The organism is Francisella salina, from assembly GCF_000219045.1.
Classification (GTDB): Bacteria; Pseudomonadota; Gammaproteobacteria; order Francisellales; family Francisellaceae; genus Francisella; species Francisella salimarina.
In genome coordinates, this window is record NC_015696.1 from 449563 (window position 1) to 473677 (window position 24115).

Sequence of the window (24115 nt, forward strand, 5' to 3'; positions counted from 1 at the left end):
TTTAGTACTTATATCCAATATGTAAAGCTACGATTCCACCAGTCATGTTCTGATATTCCACATTATCAAAACCAGCATCATACATCATTTGCTTTAGTGTTTCTTGATCTGGGTGTTTGCGGATTGATTCAGCAAGATATTTATAACTTTCAGCATCTTGAGTGATGATTTTGCCTAAAAAAGGTAAAGCTTTGAAAGAGTATTCATCATAAACCTTAGACAGCATAGGTACTATGGGTTTTGAGAATTCTAGTACTAGTAATCTTCCACCAGGTTTTAGTACTCTGCACATTGATGCTAGAGCTTTAGCTTTGTCAGTGACATTTCTTAAGCCAAAAGATATTGTTATACAGTCAAAATAATTATCAGGAAATGGTAGAGATTCAGCATTAGCTTGAACATATTCAATATTACCTACACACCCTTTATTGGTAAGCTTCTCTTTACCCACTTCTAACATTGATGAGTTGATGTCACTCAAAACCACTTTACCCTGTGAGCCTACCATTTGACAGAATTTATATGCTAAATCACCAGTTCCTCCAGCTAAGTCAAGAACTCTGTCTCCTTTGCGTATGCCAGTCTTTGCAATAGTTTGTTTTTTCCAGATGCGATGGATACCAAAAGACATTAAATCATTCATTAAGTCATACTTAGCCGCTACTGAGTGGAAAACTCCGGCAACTTTTTTTTGTTTTTCTTCCCAAGGTACTTCTGTAAAACCGAAATCTGTTGTTTTATTTTCTTTAGACATTTAAACTAAAAATTATAATATTAAGATATAATTTCATTATAGCAGAATATCAAGTATTTGTATTGGCAAGATACCATTAAATAGGGAGTGTAATAATGTATATATTATCTGGAGATATCGGTGGAACTAATACTAGATTAGAGGTTTCTCTTCTAGAAGATGGATTAACACAGAGCATTGCCATCAGGAAGTATAAAGGAGCAAACTTTAATTGTTTGTCTGATATTATTGATAAGTTCTTACTAGAAGTTGATCTAGTGGGGCAGATTGATTCTGTGTGTCTTGCTGTTGCTGGATTTGTCGCAAATGGAGAAGTTCAAGTAACAAATTTACCATGGTTAGTCTCAGAGCAGTATATCTCAGAAGGCCTTGGGATAGATAAAAGTAAAGTTAAAGTTATAAATGACTTTGAAGCCATAGGTTATGGTATAGAATCTTTAGATAGAGAAAAAGATCTTATTACTCTCCAAGAAGGTAAAAAAGATGATGAAACATTGTGTGCTGTAGTCGGTGCTGGTACAGGTCTAGGTATGTGTCTAGTTAGTTATGATAAAGATCATAATCCTAGAGTGTACAAAACTGAAGGTGGGCATGTTGACTTTTCACCAGTTGATGATGAGCAAATTCAACTCTTTAGATTTATGCGTAGAACGTTTCATCGTATATCACCAGAGAGATTTTGCAGTGGCTATGGTATTTTCAATATATATAAGTATGTTGTACGTAATCCTTTATATGATCAGCCAGAGTGTCAATCGCTACGAAGAGAATTATTTAGCGTATCAGATTCTGATAAAGCAGCAGTTATTGTTAAGTATGCCATAGAGCATAGAGAACCTTCTGCGTTGAGAACTATAGATATATTTTTAAGTATATATGGATCAGTGGCAGGTAATTTAGCATTATCAAGTTTACCTTTTAGAGGGTTGTACATCGCTGGAGGTATTGCACCTAGACTTATCAAACAAATCAAAGAAAGTAAGTTTTTAGAGAAGTTTAGAGATAAAGGTAGAATGTCTAGTATGATGAAAGATTTTCCAGTTCATATAATTATGAATACAGATGTTGGTTTAATTGGTGCGCGTACTTATGCAGCCGGCTTAGTCAAAGTAGAGTAAAATTATTTTTTTTCTTTGAGATATTTTGAAAGTCTCAGTACTCCCAACCATATTAGATAAGCTACTACACATCCTGCTATTGCTACATAAAAAGTAGCAAATACGAAAAAGATCCCAACTAGTATAGCTAATTCAGTAATAAAAAATATAGCTAATATAGCAATCAGGCAAATACAGCTGAAAACATTCCTGTATGTACAGATTTTATTTGCTGAATTTGGTTCTTGGTTTAAGCTTTCTTGATTCATGTTATTTATATATCGTTATAATAGGTTAATTATACAGTTGGTAATTATTGCATTGCAAATGAAATATTAAGATTATCTTTTTATATGTTTTGATAGATAAATAGACTGAATTATTAAGAAAATAAAAGTTATGCCAAGAAGGCCAAAAAGTTTAAAGTTCATCCATATATTCGTTGAAAAAAAGTAAGCAACAAATAAGTTAAGAGTTCCTAGCACTGTAAAGTAAGCACCCCACATATTGTTGATTTCTCTCCATTTATGTCTTTTTAACTCAACGGCTTCTTTGAGAATTTTTTGCATTGGTGTTTCTTTCATTGTATATGTTGATATTATCAAACCAACTCCTATTAACCAGTTGATTATGCTAACTTTCCATTTGATAAACTCTTCATTATGGAAGTATAAAGTGGCTCCGCCAAATACCACAACAAGTACAGCTATTAGAATTTGTGCTTTAGCAATTTTTCTATGAACAAGATATTCCCAAATTACTTGAGCAACTGTAACTATTATTAATGCGGCAGTAGCATAAAAAATGTCATAAACCTTATAAACTGTAAAAAATACGATTGCTGGCAGCAAATCATTAATCATTTTATTCATTTGTATTATTGTTAAGTGTTGTATAATGTCATAAAAGTATAACTCTTGTTGCTAAGATAATGAAGAAATTAATTGAACTATATAGTTATGGTAATAATGTAACTGAATTAAAAGAGATAGCTAATATTTTGGATGGTGATGGTGTTCTTGCTGTACCAACTGATTCAGGATATGCTTTAGCTTGTAGGATGAAATCAAAAAAGGCTATAGATAAGATCATCAAAATACGTGAATTAGACGGAAAACATAACTTTACTTTATCTTGTAAAGATTTATCTGAAATATCTGAGTATGCAAGGGTTGATAATAGCGCCTATCGAATTCTAAAAAGATATACACCAGGGCCTTTTACTTTTATCTTAAATGCAACAAAAAAGGTATCATCATTATTGGTTACTAAATCTAAAAATACAGTTGGTATAAGGGTAAGTGAGCATTATGCTCTTCAGGCAATATCAGCAGAAATTGGTGAGCCATTAGTGATTGGGAGCTTTATTTTACCTGGGCAAGATCATGTTGTTACTGACTGCTCAGTTATTGATGATGAAGTTATGAATTATATAGATGTGGTTATAGAGTCGGATTATTGTGGTTATGAGTCAACTACTGTTGTGGAAATGCTTGAATTACCATATCAGATTTTAAGACAAGGTGCCGGAGAAATAGATCTCTAATCCTAAATGTCATAGATATTGAACATTAATAAGATAGTTAAATATGAACTCTTACAAAACTATATTTGAAAATTTAGAGTTTGAAATTTCACCAATAAAAAAATCTCGCTTTATATCTTTTGTCTACAAGGTAGCTAGTCACGAAGAAGTGCTAGAGGCAATAGATAATGCAAAGATTATTTATCCTGGAGCTAATCATTATTGCTGGGCATACTCTTTAGTAGATAATAATCGGCTTAGATTTAGTGATGATGGTGAGCCAAATGGTTCAGCGGGTAAGCCCATACTTTCACATATTCAAGGTCTTGGTATATCAAATGTTTTGGTTGTGGTTGTAAGATATTTCGGGGGGACGAAGCTTGGTGTTGGTGGACTTGTTAGAGCGTATGGGCAGGCAGCTAAAGAAGGGTTGGCTTTAGCCAAAATTATCGATGTAGAGCCTCAGAGTGAAGTTTTAATAGAATATGACTATTCAGAAACAGCAAGTGTTGATAATCTACTAAATCGTTATAATATTCAAATTATAAGGGAGAACTATTCTAATTTGATATCCAAAGTTATCAAGATATGTACATCCGAAAAATCTATCTTCTTAGAAGAAATAACAAATATAACCAAAGGTAGAGTGAAAACGTTAGAGTACTAAATTAGTTTGGTTTCAACTCTACTATTACGAATAAGCATATATATAAATGAGCCAAATAAACAAATAACCCCACTAAATATAAATACAAACATAAAATTATCATTTGTTGATTGTAGTATTATTCCAGTAATAAGTGGGGCAAGTCCAGCACCAACAAAATTAGCAAAATTCTGTAATCCACCAATTGTTCCTACTAAACTATATGGAGAGATATCAGCAACTAATGCCCATGTTGGAGATATTCTTAGACCAAGACAGAAAATGGTAACACTAATAACACAGACAATAATAAAGATGTTGTCTATAAATGGTAGCGCTAAGATTGCTATAGATGCAACTAGACATCCGATGATTATAGGTGTTAATCGTGAAAATACTGCTGTAAATCCTTTTTTTATCATAAGGTCAGATACTATACCACCTAACATTACAGAAGCGATTCCTGAAATAAAAGATATAGATGTTGCTATACTCATTTGAGAAAGGCTTAGGTGTTTTACTTTAATAAAATAAAAAGGTAACCATGTTAGAAATAACCAGTAAGCGTAAGATGAACATAGATTTCCTATACATAAAAAAACTACATTCTTATTCTTTAGTGCATAAGAGATAGAAACCTTTTGAGTCTTTTTGTAAGTTGGTCTACATTCAATAGTTTCTTCTGTATGTAGAAGCTTCCAACCTAATGCAGCTAGCAATCCGATAATACCTAACAAAATAAACATACCGCGCCAATCTATCAGTAGCATTAAACCAACTAGGATTAATGGTGCTAGGATGTTAGCTAATCTAGGACCTAGAGCTACTATTGATGACATTAGTCCCCTTTGAGAACTTGGAAAACGGTGTTGTATTATTCTAGTAGCGACTATGAAAAAGGGAGCTTCAGCGAGACCGAGTAATATCCGTGTTAGTAATATTGAATAAAATCCTATTACTAAGCCTCCTAATACACAAGCTACAGACCATGCAACCATACTTATTAGCATTACTTTATTTACACCAAGACGATCAACCATGTATCCCGCCGGTAGACTAGCGATAGCATACGGCCACATAAATGCTGATAACAATATTCCCATTTCTGTTGGTGTTATATTAAAAGCATTAGCAATTTCTGTATTTGCAATACTTAGGGTAGATCTGTCAATATAATTTAATAATGCTAAAAAGAATAATAGAAAAATTATTAAAATATTATAGTAGGATTTTTTCATTACTAAATACTTAGCTTATTTAACACGCATACCAGGCTGAGCACCTTCATGCGGTTCTAGTATGTATATTCCTTTGCCATCACCAGCTGCTAAAACCATACCTTCTGATATTCCAAATTTCATTTTTCTGGGAGCTAAGTTTGCTACCATTACAGTATGTTTGCCTACCAAATCTTCTGGCTTATAGGCTGATTTTATGCCTGCAAATACTTGTTTTGTAACTCCGCCTAGATCTAATATTAGCCTAAGTAGTTTGTCTGCACCTTCAACATGTGATGCTTCAGCAATTCTAGCTACACGAAGGTCTACTTTCATGAAGTCATCAAAAGTACATTCTTCAGCTATATCAAGTTTAGACCCTTCTTTTTTAGGCTCTGTCTGTTTTTGTGATTGCTCTTTTTCTAGCATTTTTTTAGTATCCTCTAAAATCTTGTCTACTTTTTCTTTTTCTATACGTCTAGCAAGTGGTTTGAATTTGTTGATTTTATGATTCTTTAAGAATGTTGGAGTATCATTCCAGTTTGCAATTTCTATATTTAAAAAAGCCTCTGCTTTTGCAACAATGCTAGGAATTATAGGTTTTAGATATGAGACTAAAACTTTGAACATATTTATTCCTTGTGAGCATACTTGATGGACTTTTTGCTCTTGATCTTCTTCTTTAGCTAGTTGCCATGGCTTATGATGATCTATGAATTGATTTGCTTTATCTGCCAAGGCCATTATTAGTCTTACAGCATGCGCAAATTCTCTTTTCTCAAAAGCTTCTGTAATTGCGTGATGATTTTTAGCAAACTCTTCTTCCAACTCTTTATCAAAGACTTCATTAGCTAAAGTTGCATCAAATTTTTTGTATATAAAGCCAGCACAACGACTTGCTATGTTTACTACTTTACCGACTATATCAGAATTTGATTTGGTGACAAATTCTTCAAGGTTTAAATCTATATCATCTATACGAGATGTTAGTCTAGAGGCAAAGTAGTACCTTAAGTAACTAGGCTCTAGATTGTCAAGATATGTTCTGGCTTGGATAAATGTGCCGCGAGATTTTGACATTTTTTTGCCATTTACGGTTAAGAATCCGTTTGCGAAGACACTTGTAGGAGTTTTGTAGCCTGTAGATGACAGTATTGCCGGCCAAAACAATGCATGGAAATAAATAATATCTTTACCAATAAAGTGATAAAGCTCGCTTTCACAAGAGTTATCTCCCAAAAATTCATTGAAATCAACATTACTTTTGTTGCAATAATCTTTGAAGCTTGCAATGTAGCCCATCGGAGCATCTAACCAAACATAGAAGAACTTCTGTTCATTTGTGCCAGGGATTGGATAGCCAAAATATGGCGCATCACGAGATATATCCCAGCTTTGTAATCCTTGTTCAAACCATTCTGCTAATTTATTAGCTACTTCTGGTTGTAGGCTTTTATTAGACTCAATCCAATTTTTAATATCTTTTTCTAATGCGGGCAGGTCAAAAAAGAAGTGTTCAGAGTTTTTTTGTATTGGTGCTTTTCCTGATACTACTGATTTTGGGTTTATTAGTTCTGTTGGATCATAAGTTGCACCGCAAACCTCGCAACTATCTCCGTATTGATCTTCAGCCTTACATTTTGGACAAGTACCTTTTACAAATCTGTCTGGTAAAAACATCTTTGCTTCAGGATCATACGCTTGAGCTATTTCTTTTTTTGATATGAGTTTTTGAGCATTCAGCTTACCGTAGATATCTTCAACAATTTCTTTGTTTATTTGACTATGAGTTGAATGATAATTATCAAACTCAATTTCGAAGCTTAAAAAATCTTTTTGGTGATTGTTTGAGTATTTTTCAACAAGTTCTTCTGGTGTGATACCTAAGCTTTTAGCTTTAAGCATTATTGGAGTGCCGTGTGTATCGCTGCCACAGACAAATATACATTCATTACCTTGTAGTTTTTGAAATCTAACCCAAATGTCTGACTGTATATACCCAAGCATATGGCCTAAATGAAGATCGCCATTTGCATATGGCAGTGCATTAGTAACTAGAATTTTTCTCATAATATAAATACTTATATAATTTATGTATGTTTAAAGTAATGGTTGTATTATAAAGTTTTTTCAAAATTTTGTTTAGTAATATATTAGTAAAAATAATAGTTAATGTAAAAAAAGATAGGAGTACTCTTGACACATTGTTATATGTATATATAATATCCTTTCACATGGTTTAGGAGAGGTGGCCGAGTGGCTGAAGGCGCTCCCCTGCTAAGGGAGTATAGGCGTTAAACCCTATCGAGAGTTCGAATCTCTTCCTCTCCGCCATCAAAAAAGTTTTCGATCTTTTCAAAATCGGGTGCTTAGCTCAGCTGGGAGAGCATCGCCCTTACAAGGCGAGGGTCGGGGGTTCGAACCCCTCAGCACCCACCACTAAATTAAAAGCGACTTAGGTCGCTTTTTTTATGTCTTAAATTTTTGTATATCACTTTTATTGGATTTTACTTTTTCTTATGTGCCTGGTGCATAGAGAATGTCTTGTAATTTATGTTTTATCGACCATATTGGATGCTTCTAAGGTAAGTTTCTGAAATCTGTTTATTAATAAATGATTTTTTTAGTTTAGTTATGAGGATAAAAGTCATTTAAATTTGCTAATAATCTAAGTAGGAATAGTTCGGGGTATATTTGTATGTGAGTTCAATTGAAATTTAATCTTATTGATTTTCAGATTCAAAACTATGTCTGCAAGTTTTTAATATCATGTGATTTGTTAGAGTTATATTTATCAAAGATGTAAGTGCTATATCTGGACTTATGTGAGTTTATTGTTGTTTGTGTGCAGTTTTATAGACTTGAGTATTATGAAGTTAAACAAAGTACTGTTTTTTTATTTAGTATGGCGCGGTGTCTTAACAGTAGATTAGATTGATTTCAATATTATAAACATTGGTAGGAGCACATTAATATTTATTACCGTATATTGAAAAATAAACTTGTTAATAAATCTATTTCAAAAAAATCTTAACAACTTTTAAATATAATTGCCGCTAGAACTGAGGTATTAAGTATTGAAATTAATGATACGTGTAATCAATATAAAAATAATCAGGTTAGTTGGGATAGTGGGTCTTGGTATATTTACTGAAAGGAAGTTAAATAATATTTTCTAAATAGTGTGAATAAGAGCTTTTTATTCTAAAGCATAGTGGATAAGCTTTAAGATGGTTTAAAAGGCTATGTGGATGGTAGTTTTTGGTGTTGAAATAGCTATTGAAATAAAAAAGTTGCAAAAACTTTAATTTTTTTGAAGAAAGTGGTTGCATTTTGGAAGAGTGATGCGTATTATATGTCTTCACCGGCTGACGAGTGATGTTAACGGTTGGGAGCTAAGGCTTCTAAGATATTTAAGAGATATATTATATACAAACACTTTGTTAAAGAATTTGAGTATCAGTAGTTAGAGTCAGAATTTGAGAATTAAACTGAAGAGTTTGATCCTGGCTCAGATTGAACGCTGGTGGCATGCTTAACACATGCAAGTCGAACGGTAACAGGAGAAGCTTGCTTCTTGCTGACGAGTGGCGGACGGGTGAGTAACGCGTAGGAATCTGCCCATCTGTGGGGGATACCAGTTGGAAACGACTGTTAATACCGCATAATATCTGCGGATTAAAGGTGGCCTTTGTGCTGCCGCAGATGGATGAGCCTGCGTTGGATTAGCTTGTTGGTGGGGTAAAGGCCTACCAAGGCTACGATCCATAGCTGATTTGAGAGGATGATCAGCCACATTGGGACTGAGACACGGCCCAAACTCCTACGGGAGGCAGCAGTGGGGAATATTGGACAATGGGCGAAAGCCTGATCCAGCAATGCCATGTGTGTGAAGAAGGCTCTAGGGTTGTAAAGCACTTTAGTTGGGGAGGAAAGCTTATGAGTTAATAGCTCATAAGAAGGACGTTACCCAAAGAATAAGGACCGGCTAACTCCGTGCCAGCAGCCGCGGTAATACGGGGGGTCCGAGCGTTAATCGGAATTACTGGGCGTAAAGGGTCTGTAGGTGGTTTGTTAAGTCAGATGTGAAAGCCCAGGGCTCAACCTTGGAACTGCATTTGATACTGGCAAACTAGAGTATGGTAGAGGAATGGGGAATTTCTGGTGTAGCGGTGAAATGCGTAGAGATCAGAAGGAACACCAATGGCGAAGGCAACATTCTGGACCGATACTGACACTGAGGGACGAAAGCGTGGGGATCAAACAGGATTAGATACCCTGGTAGTCCACGCTGTAAACGATGAGTACTAGCTGTTGGATTCGGTGTAAAGGATCTAGTGGCGCAGCTAACGCGTTAAGTACTCCGCCTGGGGACTACGGCCGCAAGGCTAAAACTCAAAGGAATTGACGGGGACCCGCACAAGCGGTGGAGCATGTGGTTTAATTCGATGCAACGCGAAGAACCTTACCTGGTCTTGACATCCTGCGAACTTTCTAGAGATAGATTGGTGCCTTCGGGAACGCAGTGACAGGTGCTGCACGGCTGTCGTCAGCTCGTGTTGTGAAATGTTGGGTTAAGTCCCGCAACGAGCGCAACCCCTATTGATAGTTACCATCATTAAGTTGGGTACTCTATTGAGACTGCCGCTGACAAGGCGGAGGAAGGTGGGGACGACGTCAAGTCATCATGGCCCTTACGACCAGGGCTACACACGTGCTACAATGGGTATTACAGAGGGCTGCGAAGGTGCGAGCTGGAGCGAAACTCAGAAAGGTACTCTTAGTCCGGATTGCAGTCTGCAACTCGACTGCATGAAGTCGGAATCGCTAGTAATCGCAGGTCAGAATACTGCGGTGAATACGTTCCCGGGTCTTGTACACACCGCCCGTCACACCATGGGAGTGGGTTGCTCCAGAAGTAGATAGCTTAACGAATGGGCGTTTACCACGGAGTGATTCATGACTGGGGTGAAGTCGTAACAAGGTAGCCGTAGGGGAACCTGCGGCTGGATCACCTCCTTAACGGAAATACGAAAAAAATAGAAATAAGCTCTAATTACATATTCAAGTGATTTAGCATAGTGTTTGTAGATAATATATTTTAGTGTAAATAGAATACGGGTCTGTAGCTCAGTTGGTTAGAGCGCACCCCTGATAAGGGTGAGGTCGGTAGTTCGAGTCTACTCAGACCCACCAGTTTTTTTGGGGCCATAGCTCAGCTGGGAGAGCACCTGCTTTGCACGCAGGGGGTCAGCGGTTCGATCCCGCTTGGCTCCACCATATTTATTTACATGAAGATAGAGATATTTAACAATTTAGTATAGAAATAGACTTAAGAAAATAAGTGCAAGCGGTGGATGCCTTGGCATTCAGAGGCGATGAAGGACGTGATAATCTGCGATAAGCTTCGGTTAGTTGGTAAATAAACTTTGATCCGGAGATTTCCGAATGGGGGAACCCACCTAACACAAGTTAGGTACTCACTTGACATAGAGTGTAGAGCGAACGAGGGGAACTGAAACATCTAAGTACCCTTAGGAAAAGAAATCAATTGAGATTCCCATAGTAGCGGCGAGCGAAGTGGGAAGAGCCTGGTATGATTTAGCTGTAATTATAGTAGAACAAGTTGGGAAGCTTGACGATAGAGGGTGATAGTCCCGTATACGAAATAATCATAGTGGAACTAAGCATACGAACAAGTAGGACGGGGCACGTGGAACCTTGTCTGAATATGGGGGGACCATCCTCCAAGGCTAAATACTCCTGAATGACCGATAGTGAACTAGTACCGTGAGGGAAAGGTGAAAAGAACCCTTATAAAGGGAGTGAAATAGAATCTGAAACCGCTTGCATACAAGCAGTAGGAGCATGATTTAGTCATGTGACTGCGTACCTTTTGTATAATGGGTCAGCGAGTTACTTTTAGTAGCGAGGATAACTGAATAAGGGATCCGTAGCGAAAGCGAGTCTTAATAGGGCGAATAGTTGCTAGGAGTAGACCCGAAACCGGCGCGATCTATCCATGGCCAGGTTGAAGGTTGGGTAATACCAACTGGAGGACCGAACCCAATACTGTTGCAAAAGTATGGGATGAGCTGTGGATCGGAGTGAAAGGCTAATCAAGCACGGAGATAGCTGGTTCTCCCCGAAAACTATTTAGGTAGTGCCTCGTGTATAACTCATTGGGGTAAAGCACTGTTTCGACGATGGGGGTTTTACGACCTTACTGACTCGATGCAAACTCAGAATACGATGAAGTTCAATCACGGGAGACACACTGCGGGTGCTAAGGTCCGTAGTGGAAAGGGAAACAGCCCAGACCGCCAACTAAGGTCCCCAAGTCATAGCTAAGTGGGAAACGAAGTGGGAAGGCCCAGACAGCCAGGAGGTTGGCTTAGAAGCAGCCACCCTTTAAAGAAAGCGTAATAGCTCACTGGTCGAGTCGGCCTGCACGTAAGATTTAACGGGGCTAAGCTATGCACCGAAGTTGCGGAATATATTTAGTATATTGGTAGGGGAGCGTTCTGTAAGCCGATGAAGGTGAATTGAGAAGTTTGCTGGAGGTATCAGAAGTGCGAATGCTGACATGAGTAACGTAAAATAAGTGAGATTCTTATTGGCCGAAAACCCAAGGTTTCCTACGCAATGTTAATCAACGTAGGGTAAGCCGGCCCCTAAGGCGTAGCTGAAGAGTGAAGTCGATGGGAAACAGGTTAATATTCCTGTGCCGCTTATATAAACGAAGGAGGGACGGAGAAGGTTAGGTAGGCCTGGCGAATGGTTGTCCAGGTGAAAGTATGTAGGTAGAGGTGCTAGGCAAATCCGGCATCTTGTTGATCTGAGATACGAGACGAAGTCAAACTTGTTTGACGAAGCTATTGATACCATGCTTCCAGGAAAAGCTTCTAAGTATATTGTATAAGTGACCGTACTGTAAACCGACACTGGTGGGTAGGTAGAGAATACTAAGGCTATGAGATAACTCTGGTGAAGGAACTAGGCAAAATGACACCGTAACTTTGGAAGAAGGTGTGCCCTTGATGGTGATGAGACTTGCTCTCTGAGCTGTTGGGGGTTGCAGATACCAGGTGGCTGCGACTGTTTATCAAAAACACAGCACTCTGCTAAATCGTAAGATGAAGTATAGGGTGTGACGCCTGCCCGGTGCTGGAAGGTTAATTGAAGGGGTTAGCGCAAGCGAAGCTCTGGATCGAAGCCCCAGTAAACGGCGGCCGTAACTATAACGGTCCTAAGGTAGCGAAATTCCTTGTCGGGTAAGTTCCGACCTGCACGAATGGCGTAACGACGGCCACACTGTCTCCACCAGAGACTCAGTGAAATTGAAATCGCTGTGAAGATGCAGTGTACCCGCGGTTAGACGGAAAGACCCCGTGAACCTTTACTACAGCTTTGCACTGGACTTTGAATATTTATGTGTAGGATAGGTGGGAGACTTTGAAGCAGTCACGCTAGTGATTGTGGAGTCGTCCTTGAAATACCACCCTTGAATATTTGAAGTTCTAACTCAGGAGAGATTCGAGGACAGTGTATGGTGGGTAGTTTGACTGGGGCGGTCTCCTCCTAAAGAGTAACGGAGGAGTACGAAGGTGCACTCGGTACGGTCGGAAATCGTGCCAAGAGTATAAAGGCAAAAGTGCGCTTGACTGCGAGAGTGACGGCTCGAGCAGGTACGAAAGTAGGTCTTAGTGATCCGGTGGTCCTGTATGGAAAGGCCATCGCTCAACGGATAAAAGGTACTCCGGGGATAACAGGCTGATTCCTCCCAAGAGTTCATATCGACGGAGGAGTTTGGCACCTCGATGTCGGCTCATCACATCCTGGGGCTGAAGCAGGTCCCAAGGGTATGGCTGTTCGCCATTTAAAGTGGTACGCGAGCTGGGTTCAGAACGTCGTGAGACAGTTCGGTCCCTATCTGCCGTGGGCGTTAGAGATTTGAGAAGAGTTGCTCCTAGTACGAGAGGACCGGAGTGAACGAACCACTGGTGTTCCGGTTGTTTCGCCAGAAGCATTGCCGGGTAGCTACGTTCGGAAGGGATAACCGCTGAAAGCATCTAAGCGGGAAGCCTCCTTCAAGATTAGATCTCTCTGATGTAAATCAGTAAGGAACGTTGGAGACTACGACGTTGATAGGCTGGGTGTGGAAGTACAGCAATGTATGAAGCTTACCAGTACTAATGATCCGAGAGACTTAAGTCTATTTCTATGCTGAATTGTTAAATATCTTTATAAGATATATTATCCAAAACACAGTTTTGGCGATAATAGCTTGTAGGAACCACCTGATCCCATTCCGAACTCAGAAGTGAAACTACAAAACGCCGATGATAGTTTGGCTCCGGCCAGGTGAAAGTAGGTAATCGCCATCTTATTCAAATATCAAAGACTTATCGTGATAAGCAATACAAAAGCCTCATAGTAATATGGGGCTTTGTGTTTTTATAACTACCAAATTTAAATACCTATGTCATCTATATTAAACAGCAACTTTCATCTATAATCTCCTGACATTTATATTCATAACTTATGTACTATGATTCTGTCAAAAATATTTGAGCAACAAAGAATTCCTACTATGGAATTATCTAAAGAAATAAGAAAGAAAATTTGGTTAAATAAATTTATTAAATCATATTTAGTCGTATTTATAGGCTATCTTAGTATGTATATGATTCGTAAGAATTTTAATATAGCTCAGAATGATATGATTCAAGATTATGGTCTTTCTTTTACTGATTTAGGACTGATTGGTTTGGGTTTTTCAATTACTTATGGTCTTGGTAAGATTGTGACAACTTATTACTTTGATGGTAAAAATACTAAGCAAGTATTGCCTTTTATGCTTATATTATCTGCAATATGTATGATAGGCTTTGGCCTAAGCCTAGGTAGTAGTACATATAGTATATTTCTTATGATTGCCTTTTATGCTATGAGTGGTTTTTTTCAAAGTCCGGGAGGCTCTTGTAGTTATTCTACTATCACTAAATGGACGCCTAGAAATAGAAGAGGATTCTTTTTGGGACTGTGGAATATGTCTCATAATATTGGTGGAGCATTAGCTGCGGCTGTAGCACTTTTTGGGGCACATGTAGTCTTTGATGGTAATGTGGTTGGTATGTTTATATTTCCATCAGTTCTTTGCTTGATTATTGGTTTTATTGGATTGAGGGTTGGTAATGACTCTCCTGAATCATATGGTCTTGGACCTGTTGAAGAAATATTTGATGAACCTATTAGTGAAGAAGATGCTTATGTTAAAAAAGTACAAATTTCAAAGTGGGAAATTTTTAAGAAATATGTGGTTTTTAATAAGATAATCTGGGTTTTGTGTTTTGCAAATGTCTTTCTATATGTAGTTAGAATTGGTGTGGATCAATGGTCACCTGTTTACGCTCATGAAGTTTTAGGTTTTACAAAAGAAACTTCGGCATGGAGTTACGCATTATTTGAATTAGGAGCTTTAACTGGGACATTATTATGGGGATTACTATCAGATCTTATTAATGGTAGACGTGGATTGACAGCCATTATATGTCTTATAGCTACTATCATCTTAATTTTCTTATATCAGTCCGCTACTAATCAGTATGTATATTTAACGGTTATGTTTCTTTTAGGATTTTGTGTGTTTGGGCCACAGCTTCTTATAGGTGTAGCTGCTGTGGGATTTGTTCCAAAACAGGGGATTGCAGTAGCAGATGGTATAAAAGGTACTTTTGCTTACTTGCTAGGCGATAGTTTTGCTAAACTTGGCTTGGGCATGATTGCCGATAAAAAAATTAGTCTATTTGGATTTGATGGTTGGTATGGAACTTTTATAGCATTATATTTAGCTGCGATTGTATGTTTCGTGCTAATGATGTTTGTAGCTATTGCAGAAGAGAAAAAAATTAAAAGGAATAAAGAGTATTATTCTAAGGCATAACTAAATAGAGATCTAGAATATACCATTATTATTTTTAGCTTCTTTTGGAATAGGTTCCATAAGCTCCCAATGTTCGATAATCTTTCCATCTTTTACTCTAAATGTGTTAATTGCAGCTGTTCCTAAATCATTTTTTGATGAGTAAAAAATATTTTCTAATATTACATAATCATTACAGGCAAATATTTTTCTTGTCTCAACTCGTGTAAATACTTTTTTATCACCAAGTCCTTTAAGATAGGTAATTAAACCATCTGGTCCATCCTCTGCTGAAGGGTAATGTTGAATGTATGTTTTTCCTAAATATTTAGAAACTTCATCTACATTAGCTTTATTAAATATTACATTTAATACAGCATTCTCAAAATCAATTACAGTGTTAACATTTTTTTCATTATATTTACATTTGATAATATTAGATTTAGGTATTATTTCTGGTACGGGATTATCTTGTTTATCTGCTAATAATATTGTAGGCATTAGAGTGGCTAAAATTCCTAATGATATATACTTCCTCATACAACTCTCCATATTTATTAAAGGGTTAAACCTTTTATTTGTTGCTCAACTTGTTTTAAAGATTTTTCTCGTATTTCAGCATTTAAATCAACTCCTTCAGCACAGATCACAGTTATGTCATTTATACCAATAAAATTAAGAATTGTTTTTAAATAGTTTTCTTGGAAATCTAAAGGTTTTGCAGCTCCTTCACTATAGATATTTCCTTTACTAAGAACAAGGATAGCTTTTTTATTTTTTACTAAGCCTTCAGGTCCATTCGCTGTATATAAGAATGTTTTTCTTGCAATCATTATATTATCAATCCAAGATTTTAGTGTCGAAGGGATACTAAAGTTATACATCGGCGATTCAATAACAATAATATCATTTTCAAAAAGCTCTTCTATAAGCTTGTTTGAGGTAGCAAGTCTATCTTGATTATTATTTGCCATGGCATTAATAAAGTCTGGATTTATATGTTCTACAGAATTATCTACAAGATCTCTCTCTGAAACTTTCACCTTGTCAGTGCTTTTTAAATGGCTAATTAAATCATCACCAATTTTTCTTGAAACCGAATTTTCTTCTTTAATACTTGATCTAATATGTAGCACTTTTTTCATTTTATTTCCATGCCTGAGGTTAAAAAATATATACTTATAATTATCACTATATTTACCAAATAAAACAAGAATGCACAACTATGATAGCTACTAACAAAAATGTAACTGAAGATCGATATTCTAAAAATTCTTGTAAACCTTTTAGAGAAATCTTAGGTTTAATAGGTGATAAATGGAGTATTATATTAATATCAATACTTGAAGATGGCACTAAAAGATATAGTCAGATTCAGAGAGACCTTAGAGAAATATCCCCAAGAATATTATCGCTAAAGCTTAGAGAACTAGAAAAATGTGGATTAGTATTTCGCGAGGTTGAACCTACCGTTCCACCTAGTGTCTTTTATTCTCTTACAGATCTTGGAAAATCTTTACTAATTCATACGAAAAATATAATACGTTGGGTAGAAGAAAATCAAAATAAGATTGAACAAGCTAATGTGGAATTTAACAAATTAAATTCAAAGTAATTGTAAGTAAGTAACTAATTTTTATAAAATTTTTATACCTTTGCTAAAGTTCATAATAGAATCTTTATATCACTTGAAACTATAATCTATCTCCTAAAAATATATGTTTAAAGAGGTTGATATGATTATTGTTTCAGGAGTTACAATGATAAGTTTGGCGATATATATGACAGCTACGCTTATATATCCAGAGAAATTTTAACTTATAGGAGAGTATAGCTATGAGTTATAATTTTATTTTGTTTGTGGTTTTTATATTTACATTAGTGATTATTACTAAACCACTAGGAACTTATATATTTAAAGTATTTAATAATGAGAGAACATGGCTTGATTGGTTTGCAAAGCCTTTCCAAAGAGTATATCTATTAATACTTGGCGAGAGCTCAAAAAAAGAACAATCAGCGAAAAGTTATTTTTTTAGTTTACTAAGCTTTTCGATTATGGCGTTTATCTTTGTTTTTATGGTATTACTTTTGCAGGGTCTACTACCTTTTAATCCGCAAGGAATTAAGGGAATGGGATTTTCTCAAGCATTTAATACCGCTGTAAGTTTTGTTACGAACACTAATTGGCAGAGCTATAGTGGTGAGACAGGTGTTAGCTATTTCTCACAGATGCTTGCCCTTGCTGTCCAGAACTTTGTTTCAGCAGCAGTTGGGTTATGTGTTGCAATAGTGTTGATAAGGTCTGTAGCAAGGCATGAGGCTGCTAAAGTTGGCAATTTTTGGAATGATTTGGGTAAAGCTATATTTTGGATTTTACTGCCAATATCTATCATAATCGCTATTGTATATATATTACAAGGTGTGCCACAAAACATTATGGCATATTTACATGTACATACTTTAGCTGGTAGTGATCAGATCATTGCTCAGGGACCTATAGCTTCACAAGAAGCTATTAAGTCTTTAGGTACAAATGGTGGAGGTTTCTTTAATGCAAACTCTGCTCATCCTTATGAGAATCCAACTATAATTACAAACTATATTCAGATGGTTTCAATACTTGCTATAGCTGTGGCATTAACTTATACCTTTGGTAAGTGGGTTGGCAATACCAAGCAAGGCTGGATGATATTTGCAGTAATGTTAGTACTATTTGTGATATCTCTAATGGTTATGACAATATCAGAGCTTCATGGCTTAGATTTTTTACATAGCAAAAATATCCAAGATATCTATGGGCAAGTTGGTCATTTATCAAATATGGAAGGTAAAGAGACTCGCTTTGGGATATTTAACTCAACTTTATATAATACTGTTTCAACGTCTGCTTCAGATGGCGGTGTAAATAGTGTTATGGATAGTTATTCTGCTATAGGTGGCATGATGGCGATGCTGAATATGGCTATTGGAGAAGTTATCTTTGGTGGTATTGGTGCTGGATTTTATGGCTTCTTTATGTTTTTGATGTTAGCTGTATTTATCGGATCATTGATGATAGGTAGAGCACCAAGCTTTTTGGGTAAGCGTATCGAAGCTAATGATATGAAATGGACAATGTTTGCTCTACTTATATCACCATGTTGTGTATTAGTATTTACAGGTTTGGCAGCAGTTATTCCAAGTGTGCATCAAGCATTAACTAATAGTGGTGCGCATGGTTTTTCAGAGATTCTTTATGCTTATATCTCAGGATCTAATAATAATGGTAGTGCTTTTGCCGGCTTAGCAGCAAATACTAGCTGCCTAAATATAACTATAGCTTTAAGTATGCTTATCGGACGTTTTGGAGTTATATTTGCTGTAATGATGCTAGCAGGGTCATTGGTTAAGAAAAAACGTAGTTCACAAATGAGTGAAATAAGCTCACTTGATACAACTAGTTTTATTTTCTCGGTCTTAGTGTTTTTCACAATAGTGCTAATAGGTGGTCTAACTATATTCCCAGCTTTAAGCTTAGGACCAATATTAGATCAACTAAATTTAAATTTCTAATCGGTGATAGTTATGAGTACAAAAAAATCTCCTAATTTATTGTCAAAAGAACTTGTAGTTCCGGCTATAAAGAAGTCTTTTACAAAATGTGATCCTCGTCAGATGATCAAAAATCCAGTAATGTTCTGTGTCGAAGTTGTGACTATTTTGTGTACACTCTATCTAGTTTCAGAAATTGTACATAAACAAGATATTGGCTTTACATTACAAGTTGTAATATGGTTATGGTTTACAATATTATTTGCAAACTTTGCTGAAGGCATCGCTGAAGGAAGAGGTAAAGCCCAAGCTGATACTCTAAAAGCTGCAAAATCTAAGCTTTTTGCATTAAGAGTTGAAAGTAATGGTAATGTCACAAAAGTAGATGCAGAGAGTTTAAAGATAGGTGATACTGTTATTGTTGAAGCAAATACTCTAATTCCTTGTGATGGTGATGTTATTGAAGGTATGGCAACAATTGATGAATCTGCTATTACTGGTGAATCTGAACCTGTTGTTAAAGAAGCCGGCTCTGATAATTCTGCTGTGACTACAGGTACAAAAGTTCTTTCAGATGCTATCAAAGTTAGAGTTACATCTAATCCAGGTGAGAGCTTCTTGGATAAAATGATAGAACTTGTTGAGGGAGCAAAGCGTCTTAAATCTCCAAATGAGATTGCCTTAACTATTCTATTGTCAGGATTAACACTAATCTTTATATTTGCGATTTGCTCTTTATATGGCATGGCAATGTATAGTAATACAGTTTTATCAGCTGTTGTTTTGATTGCTCTTTTTGTGACATTGATACCAACTACAATAGCAGGCCTACTATCAGCTATCGGTATATCTGGTATGGATAGACTTCTAAAGTTTAATGTTGTGGCGTTATCTGGGCGAGCTGTTGAGTCTTCTGGGAATATTGATTTATTACTTTTGGATAAAACAGGTACGATAACTCTAGGCAATCGCTTTGCTACGGATTTTATTGCTTTAGGAGCAACATCTCCAGATGAATTAGCGCATGCTGCTTGGTTAAGCTCACTTGTTGATGAAACACCAGAAGGTAAATCTATAGTTAAGTTAGCAGAACAGCGTTTTGGGTTTAAACAATCCTCTGTAGATATATCTGAAGCTGAAATCATACCTTTCTCAGCATATACAAGAATGAGTGGCATAAATTACCAAAGTCTTGAAGTAAGAAAAGGGGCGATTTCATCAATAGAAAATTATCTTAAAGATAAGCTTGATAAAGGCCTTCTAAAAATGTTTAGAAAAGTAACAGAGCAGATATCAGAGCAAGGAGGGACTCCTCTAGCAGTGGCTCATAAAGATAAGCTTTTGGGTGTAATTCATCTTAAAGATGTTATAAAGCCACATATTAAAGAGCGCTTTGAAGAGTTACGTAAAATGGGTGTGCAAACTGTTATGATAACAGGAGATAACCCATTAACAGCCGCTGCGATAGCTGCAGAGGCGGGAGTTGATGATTTCGTTGCTCAAGCATCGCCACAGGATAAATTAGACTTTATAATCAAAGCACAAAAAGATGGCAAAACAGTTGCAATGTGTGGAGATGGTACCAATGATGCGCCGGCTCTTGCACAGGCGGACGTTGGTATCGCTATGGCAACAGGGACGTCTGCAGCTAGAGAAGCTGGTAATATGGTTGATCTAGATTCAGATCCTAAGAAGATAATTGAAATAGTTAAAATTGGTAAACAAATACTTGTAACTAGAGGAGCATTGACAACATTTAGTATAACTAATGATATTGCTAAGTATTTTGTGGTGATTCCAGCACTATTTGTGACAGCATTTCCTAGTCTTGGTGCGCTTAATTTTATGGGGTTACATTCTTCAACAAGTGCAATACTTTCAGCAGTTATATTTAATGCTCTAATCATTATCTTTCTGATACCTATGGCATTGGTGGGCGTGAAGAATGTTGTAGCATCATCACAAACTTTATTACGAAGAAATCTTCTATATTATGGTTTAGGTGGTGTGATAGTACCTTTTATAGCTATTAAGCTGATAGATATGCTTATAACAGCTATGCATATAGTTTAAGCAAGGAGTTAATCTTATGAAAAACTTATTTAAATCTTTTATGGCGATGTTTTTCCTTACCATTGTGCTTGGTTTAGTTTATCCATTTTTTATAATGGCAATTGGATATGGTGTCGCACATGATCAAGCTACAGGATCACAAGTTTATTATAATGGTAATGTAGTTGGTTCAGAGTTGATTGGACAAACTATGCCAGATAGTCTGTTCCAGTCTAGACCATCAGCATCAGGATATAATCCGTTAGCTACGGGTGGTACTAATTATGCAGTTAATAATCAGACACAGTTACAAGATGTTAAAAATAGAATTAAAGACTTACAAGCTAAGTATGGTGTTAAGACTATTCCAGAAGATTTAGTTTTTGCATCTGGTAGCGGAGTTGATCCAGAGATAAGTCTGCAAGCTGCGCTATATCAATCAGCATATATAGCTCAAAAGAATAACCTTTCTATAGATCAGGTTAATAAACTTATCAAAGAGAATACTGAGGAGCATCTGTTTAATGTGGCTACTGTAAATGTTTTACCATTAAATATAGCTCTTTTACAACTGATAGGTAAAAATTCTCAAGGTATATCTAGTCTGATATAATTATATTCTGTGAATATTCTCAACAACTTTAATAGCATTGCTTAAGGCCTCTATGGATAATCAGCAAAAAGTAGATGCACTACTAAATCTAGCAAATAAAAGCCAAGAATCTAAGAAAGGTAAGCTAAAGATTTTTTTAGGTTATGCCCCTGGTGTTGGTAAAAGCTATGCGATGCTTAATAATGCTAGAGCTCTACAAAAAGATAATAAAGATGTGGTAGTTGGGCTTCTTGTTAGTCATGGTAGAGCTGATACGCAAGCGCTATTAGAGGGATTAGAGGTAATGCCACTTAAAAAAGTGACATATAGGGGTAAGGTGTTTGAAGAGCTTGATATAGATGCAATAAAAGCAAGAAAGCCAGATATAGTAATAATCGATGAATTACCACATTCAAATTTGCCGACATCGCGAAATAAAAAAAGATATATTGATATTGAAGAGCTTCTTGACGAAGGCATTTCTGTTTATACTGCGATAAATATTCAGCATATTGCTAGCTTATCTTATGAAGTTACTCAATTAACACAGGCTAATGTGAATGAAATTGTTCCTAATGATTTTATTCAGTCTGCAGATGAGCTTGTTGTTGTAGATGTTAGCCCAGAAGAGCTTATCAAGAGATTAAAACAAGGTAAAGTTTATAAAAGTGATGCAATAAATAGAGCGTTAGAAAGATACTTTCAATATACGAACTTAACTATATTGAGAGACTATACATTTAGGATGGCAGCAAACCATGTTGGTCAAGATATTCAACAATATAGAAAGTTGTATCAAAATGGTAGTGCGATACCTACATCACCATACGTATTAGTTTGTTGTGGTTATGATGAAGCAACCCCTAGTTTACTGCGTAAAGGTAAACTTTTAGCTACAACATTAAATGCTCGATTAATAGCTATATTTGTCCAAAAACCAAATAAAGTTACAAAGACTAGATTAAACTTTGCCGTTATCAGACGCTATAAGATGTTAGCAAATAGTTTAGGTTATAATATTGAGCATATTCTTGGGGATAGGATTTCTGATACGATACTAGAATATGCAAAGTCTATAGGCGCTACTGATTTAGTTATAGCCAAGTCAATACGCCCTAAGTGGAAAGATAGGTTTTTTGGATCTCTTGTCTATGATGTTGTTCGTAATAACAATACGGGAATGCAAATCCATATTGTTTCAATAAACAAAAAAGAATGTAAGGCTGAAGAGCCACAGCCACATAATAAGGCAAACATAAAAGAGTTAGTTCTAGATACTATAAGGTCGGTCTCGATAACTGCAATATCGGGAATATTTATATTTTTTAGTTTGAATATGGCTGGACTAGTATCACAGACTCTCTGTTTCTTGTTAGTTCTTGCCGCTTCTGCATATAGGTATGGCTTGATACCATCTATATTATCCTCTCTAGTGGGACTGTTCTTATATATGTATTTATACCTGGAACCTAACTTTGTATTTCATATATCTAGCTTAGCGGGAATAATTACATTTGCTTTGTTTATGGCTATCGTTATCTTTTCTAGTCATGTGATTCTACGTACAAAAAGAGCATTCAATCTTCTCCAAGAGCGAGAAAATAATATTTCTGTATTATATCGATTTACAAAGATATTTAATGAGAAAAGTTTAGATAAAGATTTACGTCCAATATTTTTAAATGCTTTGGAAGAATATTTTAAGTGTGATTTTGTATTTTTAAGTGTTTCAAATGGTGAATTAGAATCTTCAGCATTTCCACAACATCCAAATTTTAACCAAAAAGAGTTAGCAGCAGCAAAGTGGAGTTTTAAGTATAAAGATAGTTGCGGTAAGGGGACTAATACTTTCGCGGGATTGGACTGGGCGGTTGAGCCACTAGTTATAGAGAGTAGAGTTCTCGGTGTAATAGCTGTTTATCTAAGTTCAGAAGAAGCTGTAGAGAGGATAGTCACAGATAGTGTAATTCTAAGTAGCATGCTATCTCATATATCGCACTTACTACTTAAAAGAAATCTTGAAAAGGAAGAGAAAAAGTCTCTAGTTCTAGATGAGCAGCGAAGACTACAAAAATCGATGCTATCTTCTGTTTCTCATGACCTAAAGACTCCTCTAGCGTCTATAATGGGAGCCTTAAGTAGTGTTAAATCATTTAAAGAATCTTTTACTCAAGAGCAACAAGATGAAATGATTGACTTAGCTTTGACAGAGTCTAAAAGATTAGATAACTATATAGATAATATAATCCAGATGTTAAAAGTCGACTCAGGAAAACTCTCTTTGAGTATAAGAGATGTTGATAGTAATGATTTCCTTGTAGAAATTGAACAGGTTTGTAAAAGAGTTTATAGCAAGCAGAAATTCAAATTTATAGTCCCACGTGAATCATTTAAAATACAGTTGGATCCTATCCTATTCCAGCAGGTTATTCTTAATTTGGTTGATAATGCGGTTAAATTTACAGCTAATTTTGATAAAGAAGTAATGGTTTCTCTTGTAAGAAAAGGTAACGAAGCTTGTCTTTTTGAAGTAAAAGATCAAGGTATTGGCTTGAAAGAGGCTGATATGGAGAAGATATTTACAATTTTTCATAGAATTGAAAAAAGAGACAGCTATACCCATGGAAATGGTTTAGGTTTGGCTATATGTAAAGGGATTGTTACTGCACATAATGGTAAAATACGTGTTTATAGTGATGGCGAGGGTAAAGGAAGTGTTTTTAAAGTTACATTGCCTTTGCAATCAAAATTAGACAATAAGAAAAGATAGATG

The 24115-nt window shown here is 36.1% G+C and carries 16 protein-coding genes, 4 tRNA genes and 3 rRNA genes; 16 read left to right on the forward strand and 7 right to left on the reverse strand.

The genetic code is table 11. The annotated features are described in order from the left end of the window. Position 1: 1 nt before the first annotated feature. Positions 2-754, reverse strand: coding sequence for a bifunctional demethylmenaquinone methyltransferase/2-methoxy-6-polyprenyl-1,4-benzoquinol methylase UbiE (gene ubiE / locus F7308_RS02310; protein WP_013922247.1), 753 nt, complete (start codon positions 752-754; stop codon positions 2-4). A 95-nt stretch (positions 755-849) separates the two neighbouring features. Between ubiE and glk the strand changes: the two genes are divergently transcribed. Further along, entirely contained in the window at positions 850-1872 is a 1023-nt protein-coding gene (gene glk / locus F7308_RS02315) for a glucokinase (RefSeq protein ID WP_013922248.1), read from the forward strand. A gap of 2 nt (positions 1873-1874) precedes the next feature. Here glk and F7308_RS02320 read toward each other — a convergent pair whose 3' ends face one another. Together F7308_RS02320 and F7308_RS02325 are read right to left on the reverse strand one after the other, a co-directional pair. Then, complete coding sequence (locus F7308_RS02320; RefSeq protein ID WP_013922249.1) at positions 1875-2120, reverse strand: hypothetical protein; 246 nt, start codon at positions 2118-2120, stop codon at positions 1875-1877. A gap of 72 nt (positions 2121-2192) precedes the next feature. After that, positions 2193-2723 (reverse strand): septation protein A, encoded by a 531-nt coding sequence (locus F7308_RS02325; protein WP_013922250.1) that lies wholly within the window; start codon positions 2721-2723, stop codon positions 2193-2195. Positions 2724-2782: 59 nt separating this feature from the next. Here F7308_RS02325 and F7308_RS02330 point away from each other — a divergent pair, with 59 nt between their 5' ends. Both F7308_RS02330 and F7308_RS02335 read left to right on the forward strand, forming a co-directional pair. Then, positions 2783-3397 (forward strand): L-threonylcarbamoyladenylate synthase, encoded by a 615-nt coding sequence (locus F7308_RS02330; protein ID WP_013922251.1) that lies wholly within the window; start codon positions 2783-2785, stop codon positions 3395-3397. Positions 3398-3440: 43 nt separating this feature from the next. Further along, a complete protein-coding gene (locus F7308_RS02335) occupies positions 3441-4043 on the forward strand; it encodes a YigZ family protein (protein WP_013922252.1) in 603 nt (200 codons plus the stop codon). On the opposite strand, the gene F7308_RS02340 is transcribed toward F7308_RS02335, so the two are convergent. Both F7308_RS02340 and metG read right to left on the reverse strand, forming a co-directional pair. Beyond that, positions 4040-5260, reverse strand: coding sequence for an MFS transporter (locus tag F7308_RS02340; protein WP_013922253.1), 1221 nt, complete (start codon positions 5258-5260; stop codon positions 4040-4042). The genes F7308_RS02335 and F7308_RS02340 overlap by 4 nt on opposite strands. Before the next feature lie 15 nt (positions 5261-5275). Continuing rightward, the gene (gene metG / locus F7308_RS02345) at positions 5276-7309 is read right to left on the reverse strand and encodes a methionine--tRNA ligase (protein WP_013922254.1); all 2034 of its coding nucleotides are present in this window, start codon (positions 7307-7309) and stop codon (positions 5276-5278) included. 172 nt (positions 7310-7481) lie between these two features. Between metG and F7308_RS02350 the strand changes: the two genes are divergently transcribed. From F7308_RS02350 to uhpT, 8 genes are all read left to right on the forward strand, one after another. After that, a tRNA-Ser gene (locus F7308_RS02350) sits at positions 7482-7573 on the forward strand. 29 nt (positions 7574-7602) lie between these two features. Further along, positions 7603-7678, forward strand: a tRNA-Val gene (locus F7308_RS02355). Between the two features lie 1049 nt (positions 7679-8727). Continuing rightward, positions 8728-10261: ribosomal RNA gene (locus F7308_RS02360) — 16S ribosomal RNA — on the forward strand. Positions 10262-10358: 97 nt separating this feature from the next. Then, a tRNA-Ile gene (locus F7308_RS02365) sits at positions 10359-10435 on the forward strand. Between the two features lie 8 nt (positions 10436-10443). Next, positions 10444-10519 (forward strand) — tRNA-Ala (locus F7308_RS02370). A 50-nt stretch (positions 10520-10569) separates the two neighbouring features. Beyond that, positions 10570-13456, forward strand: a 23S ribosomal RNA gene (locus F7308_RS02375). A 55-nt stretch (positions 13457-13511) separates the two neighbouring features. Then, a 5S ribosomal RNA gene (rrf, locus tag F7308_RS02380) occupies positions 13512-13626 on the forward strand. Together the 16S, 23S and 5S rRNA genes with 2 tRNA genes alongside form the textbook arrangement of a ribosomal RNA operon. Positions 13627-13790: 164 nt before the next feature. Continuing rightward, positions 13791-15185 carry a hexose-6-phosphate:phosphate antiporter gene (uhpT, locus tag F7308_RS02385; RefSeq protein ID WP_013922255.1) on the forward strand — a complete coding sequence of 465 codons (1395 nt, stop codon included), beginning with the start codon at positions 13791-13793 and terminating at the stop codon, positions 15183-15185. A gap of 12 nt (positions 15186-15197) precedes the next feature. On the opposite strand, the gene F7308_RS02390 is transcribed toward uhpT, so the two are convergent. Both F7308_RS02390 and F7308_RS02395 read right to left on the reverse strand, forming a co-directional pair. Then, on the reverse strand, positions 15198-15704 hold the full coding sequence (locus F7308_RS02390) for a nuclear transport factor 2 family protein (RefSeq protein ID WP_013922256.1): 507 nt from the start codon (positions 15702-15704) through the stop codon (positions 15198-15200). A gap of 17 nt (positions 15705-15721) precedes the next feature. Next, positions 15722-16309, reverse strand: coding sequence for an FMN-dependent NADH-azoreductase (locus tag F7308_RS02395; RefSeq protein ID WP_013922257.1), 588 nt, complete (start codon positions 16307-16309; stop codon positions 15722-15724). 80 nt (positions 16310-16389) lie between these two features. Here F7308_RS02395 and F7308_RS02400 point away from each other — a divergent pair, with 80 nt between their 5' ends. From F7308_RS02400 to F7308_RS02420, 5 genes are all read left to right on the forward strand, one after another. Beyond that, positions 16390-16779, forward strand: coding sequence for a winged helix-turn-helix transcriptional regulator (locus F7308_RS02400; RefSeq protein ID WP_013922258.1), 390 nt, complete (start codon positions 16390-16392; stop codon positions 16777-16779). Between the two features lie 221 nt (positions 16780-17000). Then, a complete protein-coding gene (gene kdpA, locus F7308_RS02405) occupies positions 17001-18719 on the forward strand; it encodes a potassium-transporting ATPase subunit KdpA (protein ID WP_013922259.1) in 1719 nt (572 codons plus the stop codon). A gap of 12 nt (positions 18720-18731) precedes the next feature. After that, on the forward strand, positions 18732-20771 hold the full coding sequence (kdpB, locus tag F7308_RS02410) for a potassium-transporting ATPase subunit KdpB (protein ID WP_013922260.1): 2040 nt from the start codon (positions 18732-18734) through the stop codon (positions 20769-20771). A gap of 16 nt (positions 20772-20787) precedes the next feature. Next, positions 20788-21363, forward strand: coding sequence for a potassium-transporting ATPase subunit C (locus F7308_RS02415; RefSeq protein WP_013922261.1), 576 nt, complete (start codon positions 20788-20790; stop codon positions 21361-21363). Positions 21364-21415: 52 nt separating this feature from the next. Continuing rightward, positions 21416-24112 carry a sensor histidine kinase gene (locus tag F7308_RS02420; protein ID WP_013922262.1) on the forward strand — a complete coding sequence of 899 codons (2697 nt, stop codon included), beginning with the start codon at positions 21416-21418 and terminating at the stop codon, positions 24110-24112. Positions 24113-24115 lie beyond the last annotated feature (3 nt).

Bases quoted from the DNA above. Each gene is read 5' to 3' on its own strand.
- F7308_RS02420 (WP_013922262.1), top strand. From the start codon at position 21,416: ATGGATAATCAGCAAAAAGTAGATGCACTACTAAATCTAGCAAATAAA.
- F7308_RS02320 (WP_013922249.1), bottom strand. From the start codon at position 2,120: ATGAATCAAGAAAGCTTAAACCAAGAACCAAATTCAGCAAATAAAATC.
- F7308_RS02325 (WP_013922250.1), bottom strand. From the start codon at position 2,723: ATGAATAAAATGATTAATGATTTGCTGCCAGCAATCGTATTTTTTACA.
- F7308_RS02335 (WP_013922252.1), top strand. From the start codon at position 3,441: ATGAACTCTTACAAAACTATATTTGAAAATTTAGAGTTTGAAATTTCA.
- F7308_RS02330 (WP_013922251.1), top strand. From the start codon at position 2,783: ATGAAGAAATTAATTGAACTATATAGTTATGGTAATAATGTAACTGAA.
- kdpA (WP_013922259.1), top strand. From the start codon at position 17,001: ATGAGTTATAATTTTATTTTGTTTGTGGTTTTTATATTTACATTAGTG.
- F7308_RS02415 (WP_013922261.1), top strand. From the start codon at position 20,788: ATGAAAAACTTATTTAAATCTTTTATGGCGATGTTTTTCCTTACCATT.
- F7308_RS02340 (WP_013922253.1), bottom strand. From the start codon at position 5,260: ATGAAAAAATCCTACTATAATATTTTAATAATTTTTCTATTATTCTTT.
- glk (WP_013922248.1), top strand. From the start codon at position 850: ATGTATATATTATCTGGAGATATCGGTGGAACTAATACTAGATTAGAG.
- kdpB (WP_013922260.1), top strand. From the start codon at position 18,732: ATGAGTACAAAAAAATCTCCTAATTTATTGTCAAAAGAACTTGTAGTT.
- F7308_RS02400 (WP_013922258.1), top strand. From the start codon at position 16,390: ATGATAGCTACTAACAAAAATGTAACTGAAGATCGATATTCTAAAAAT.
- F7308_RS02395 (WP_013922257.1), bottom strand. From the start codon at position 16,309: ATGAAAAAAGTGCTACATATTAGATCAAGTATTAAAGAAGAAAATTCG.
- uhpT (WP_013922255.1), top strand. From the start codon at position 13,791: ATGATTCTGTCAAAAATATTTGAGCAACAAAGAATTCCTACTATGGAA.
- ubiE (WP_013922247.1), bottom strand. From the start codon at position 754: ATGTCTAAAGAAAATAAAACAACAGATTTCGGTTTTACAGAAGTACCT.
- F7308_RS02390 (WP_013922256.1), bottom strand. From the start codon at position 15,704: ATGAGGAAGTATATATCATTAGGAATTTTAGCCACTCTAATGCCTACA.
- metG (WP_013922254.1), bottom strand. From the start codon at position 7,309: ATGAGAAAAATTCTAGTTACTAATGCACTGCCATATGCAAATGGCGAT.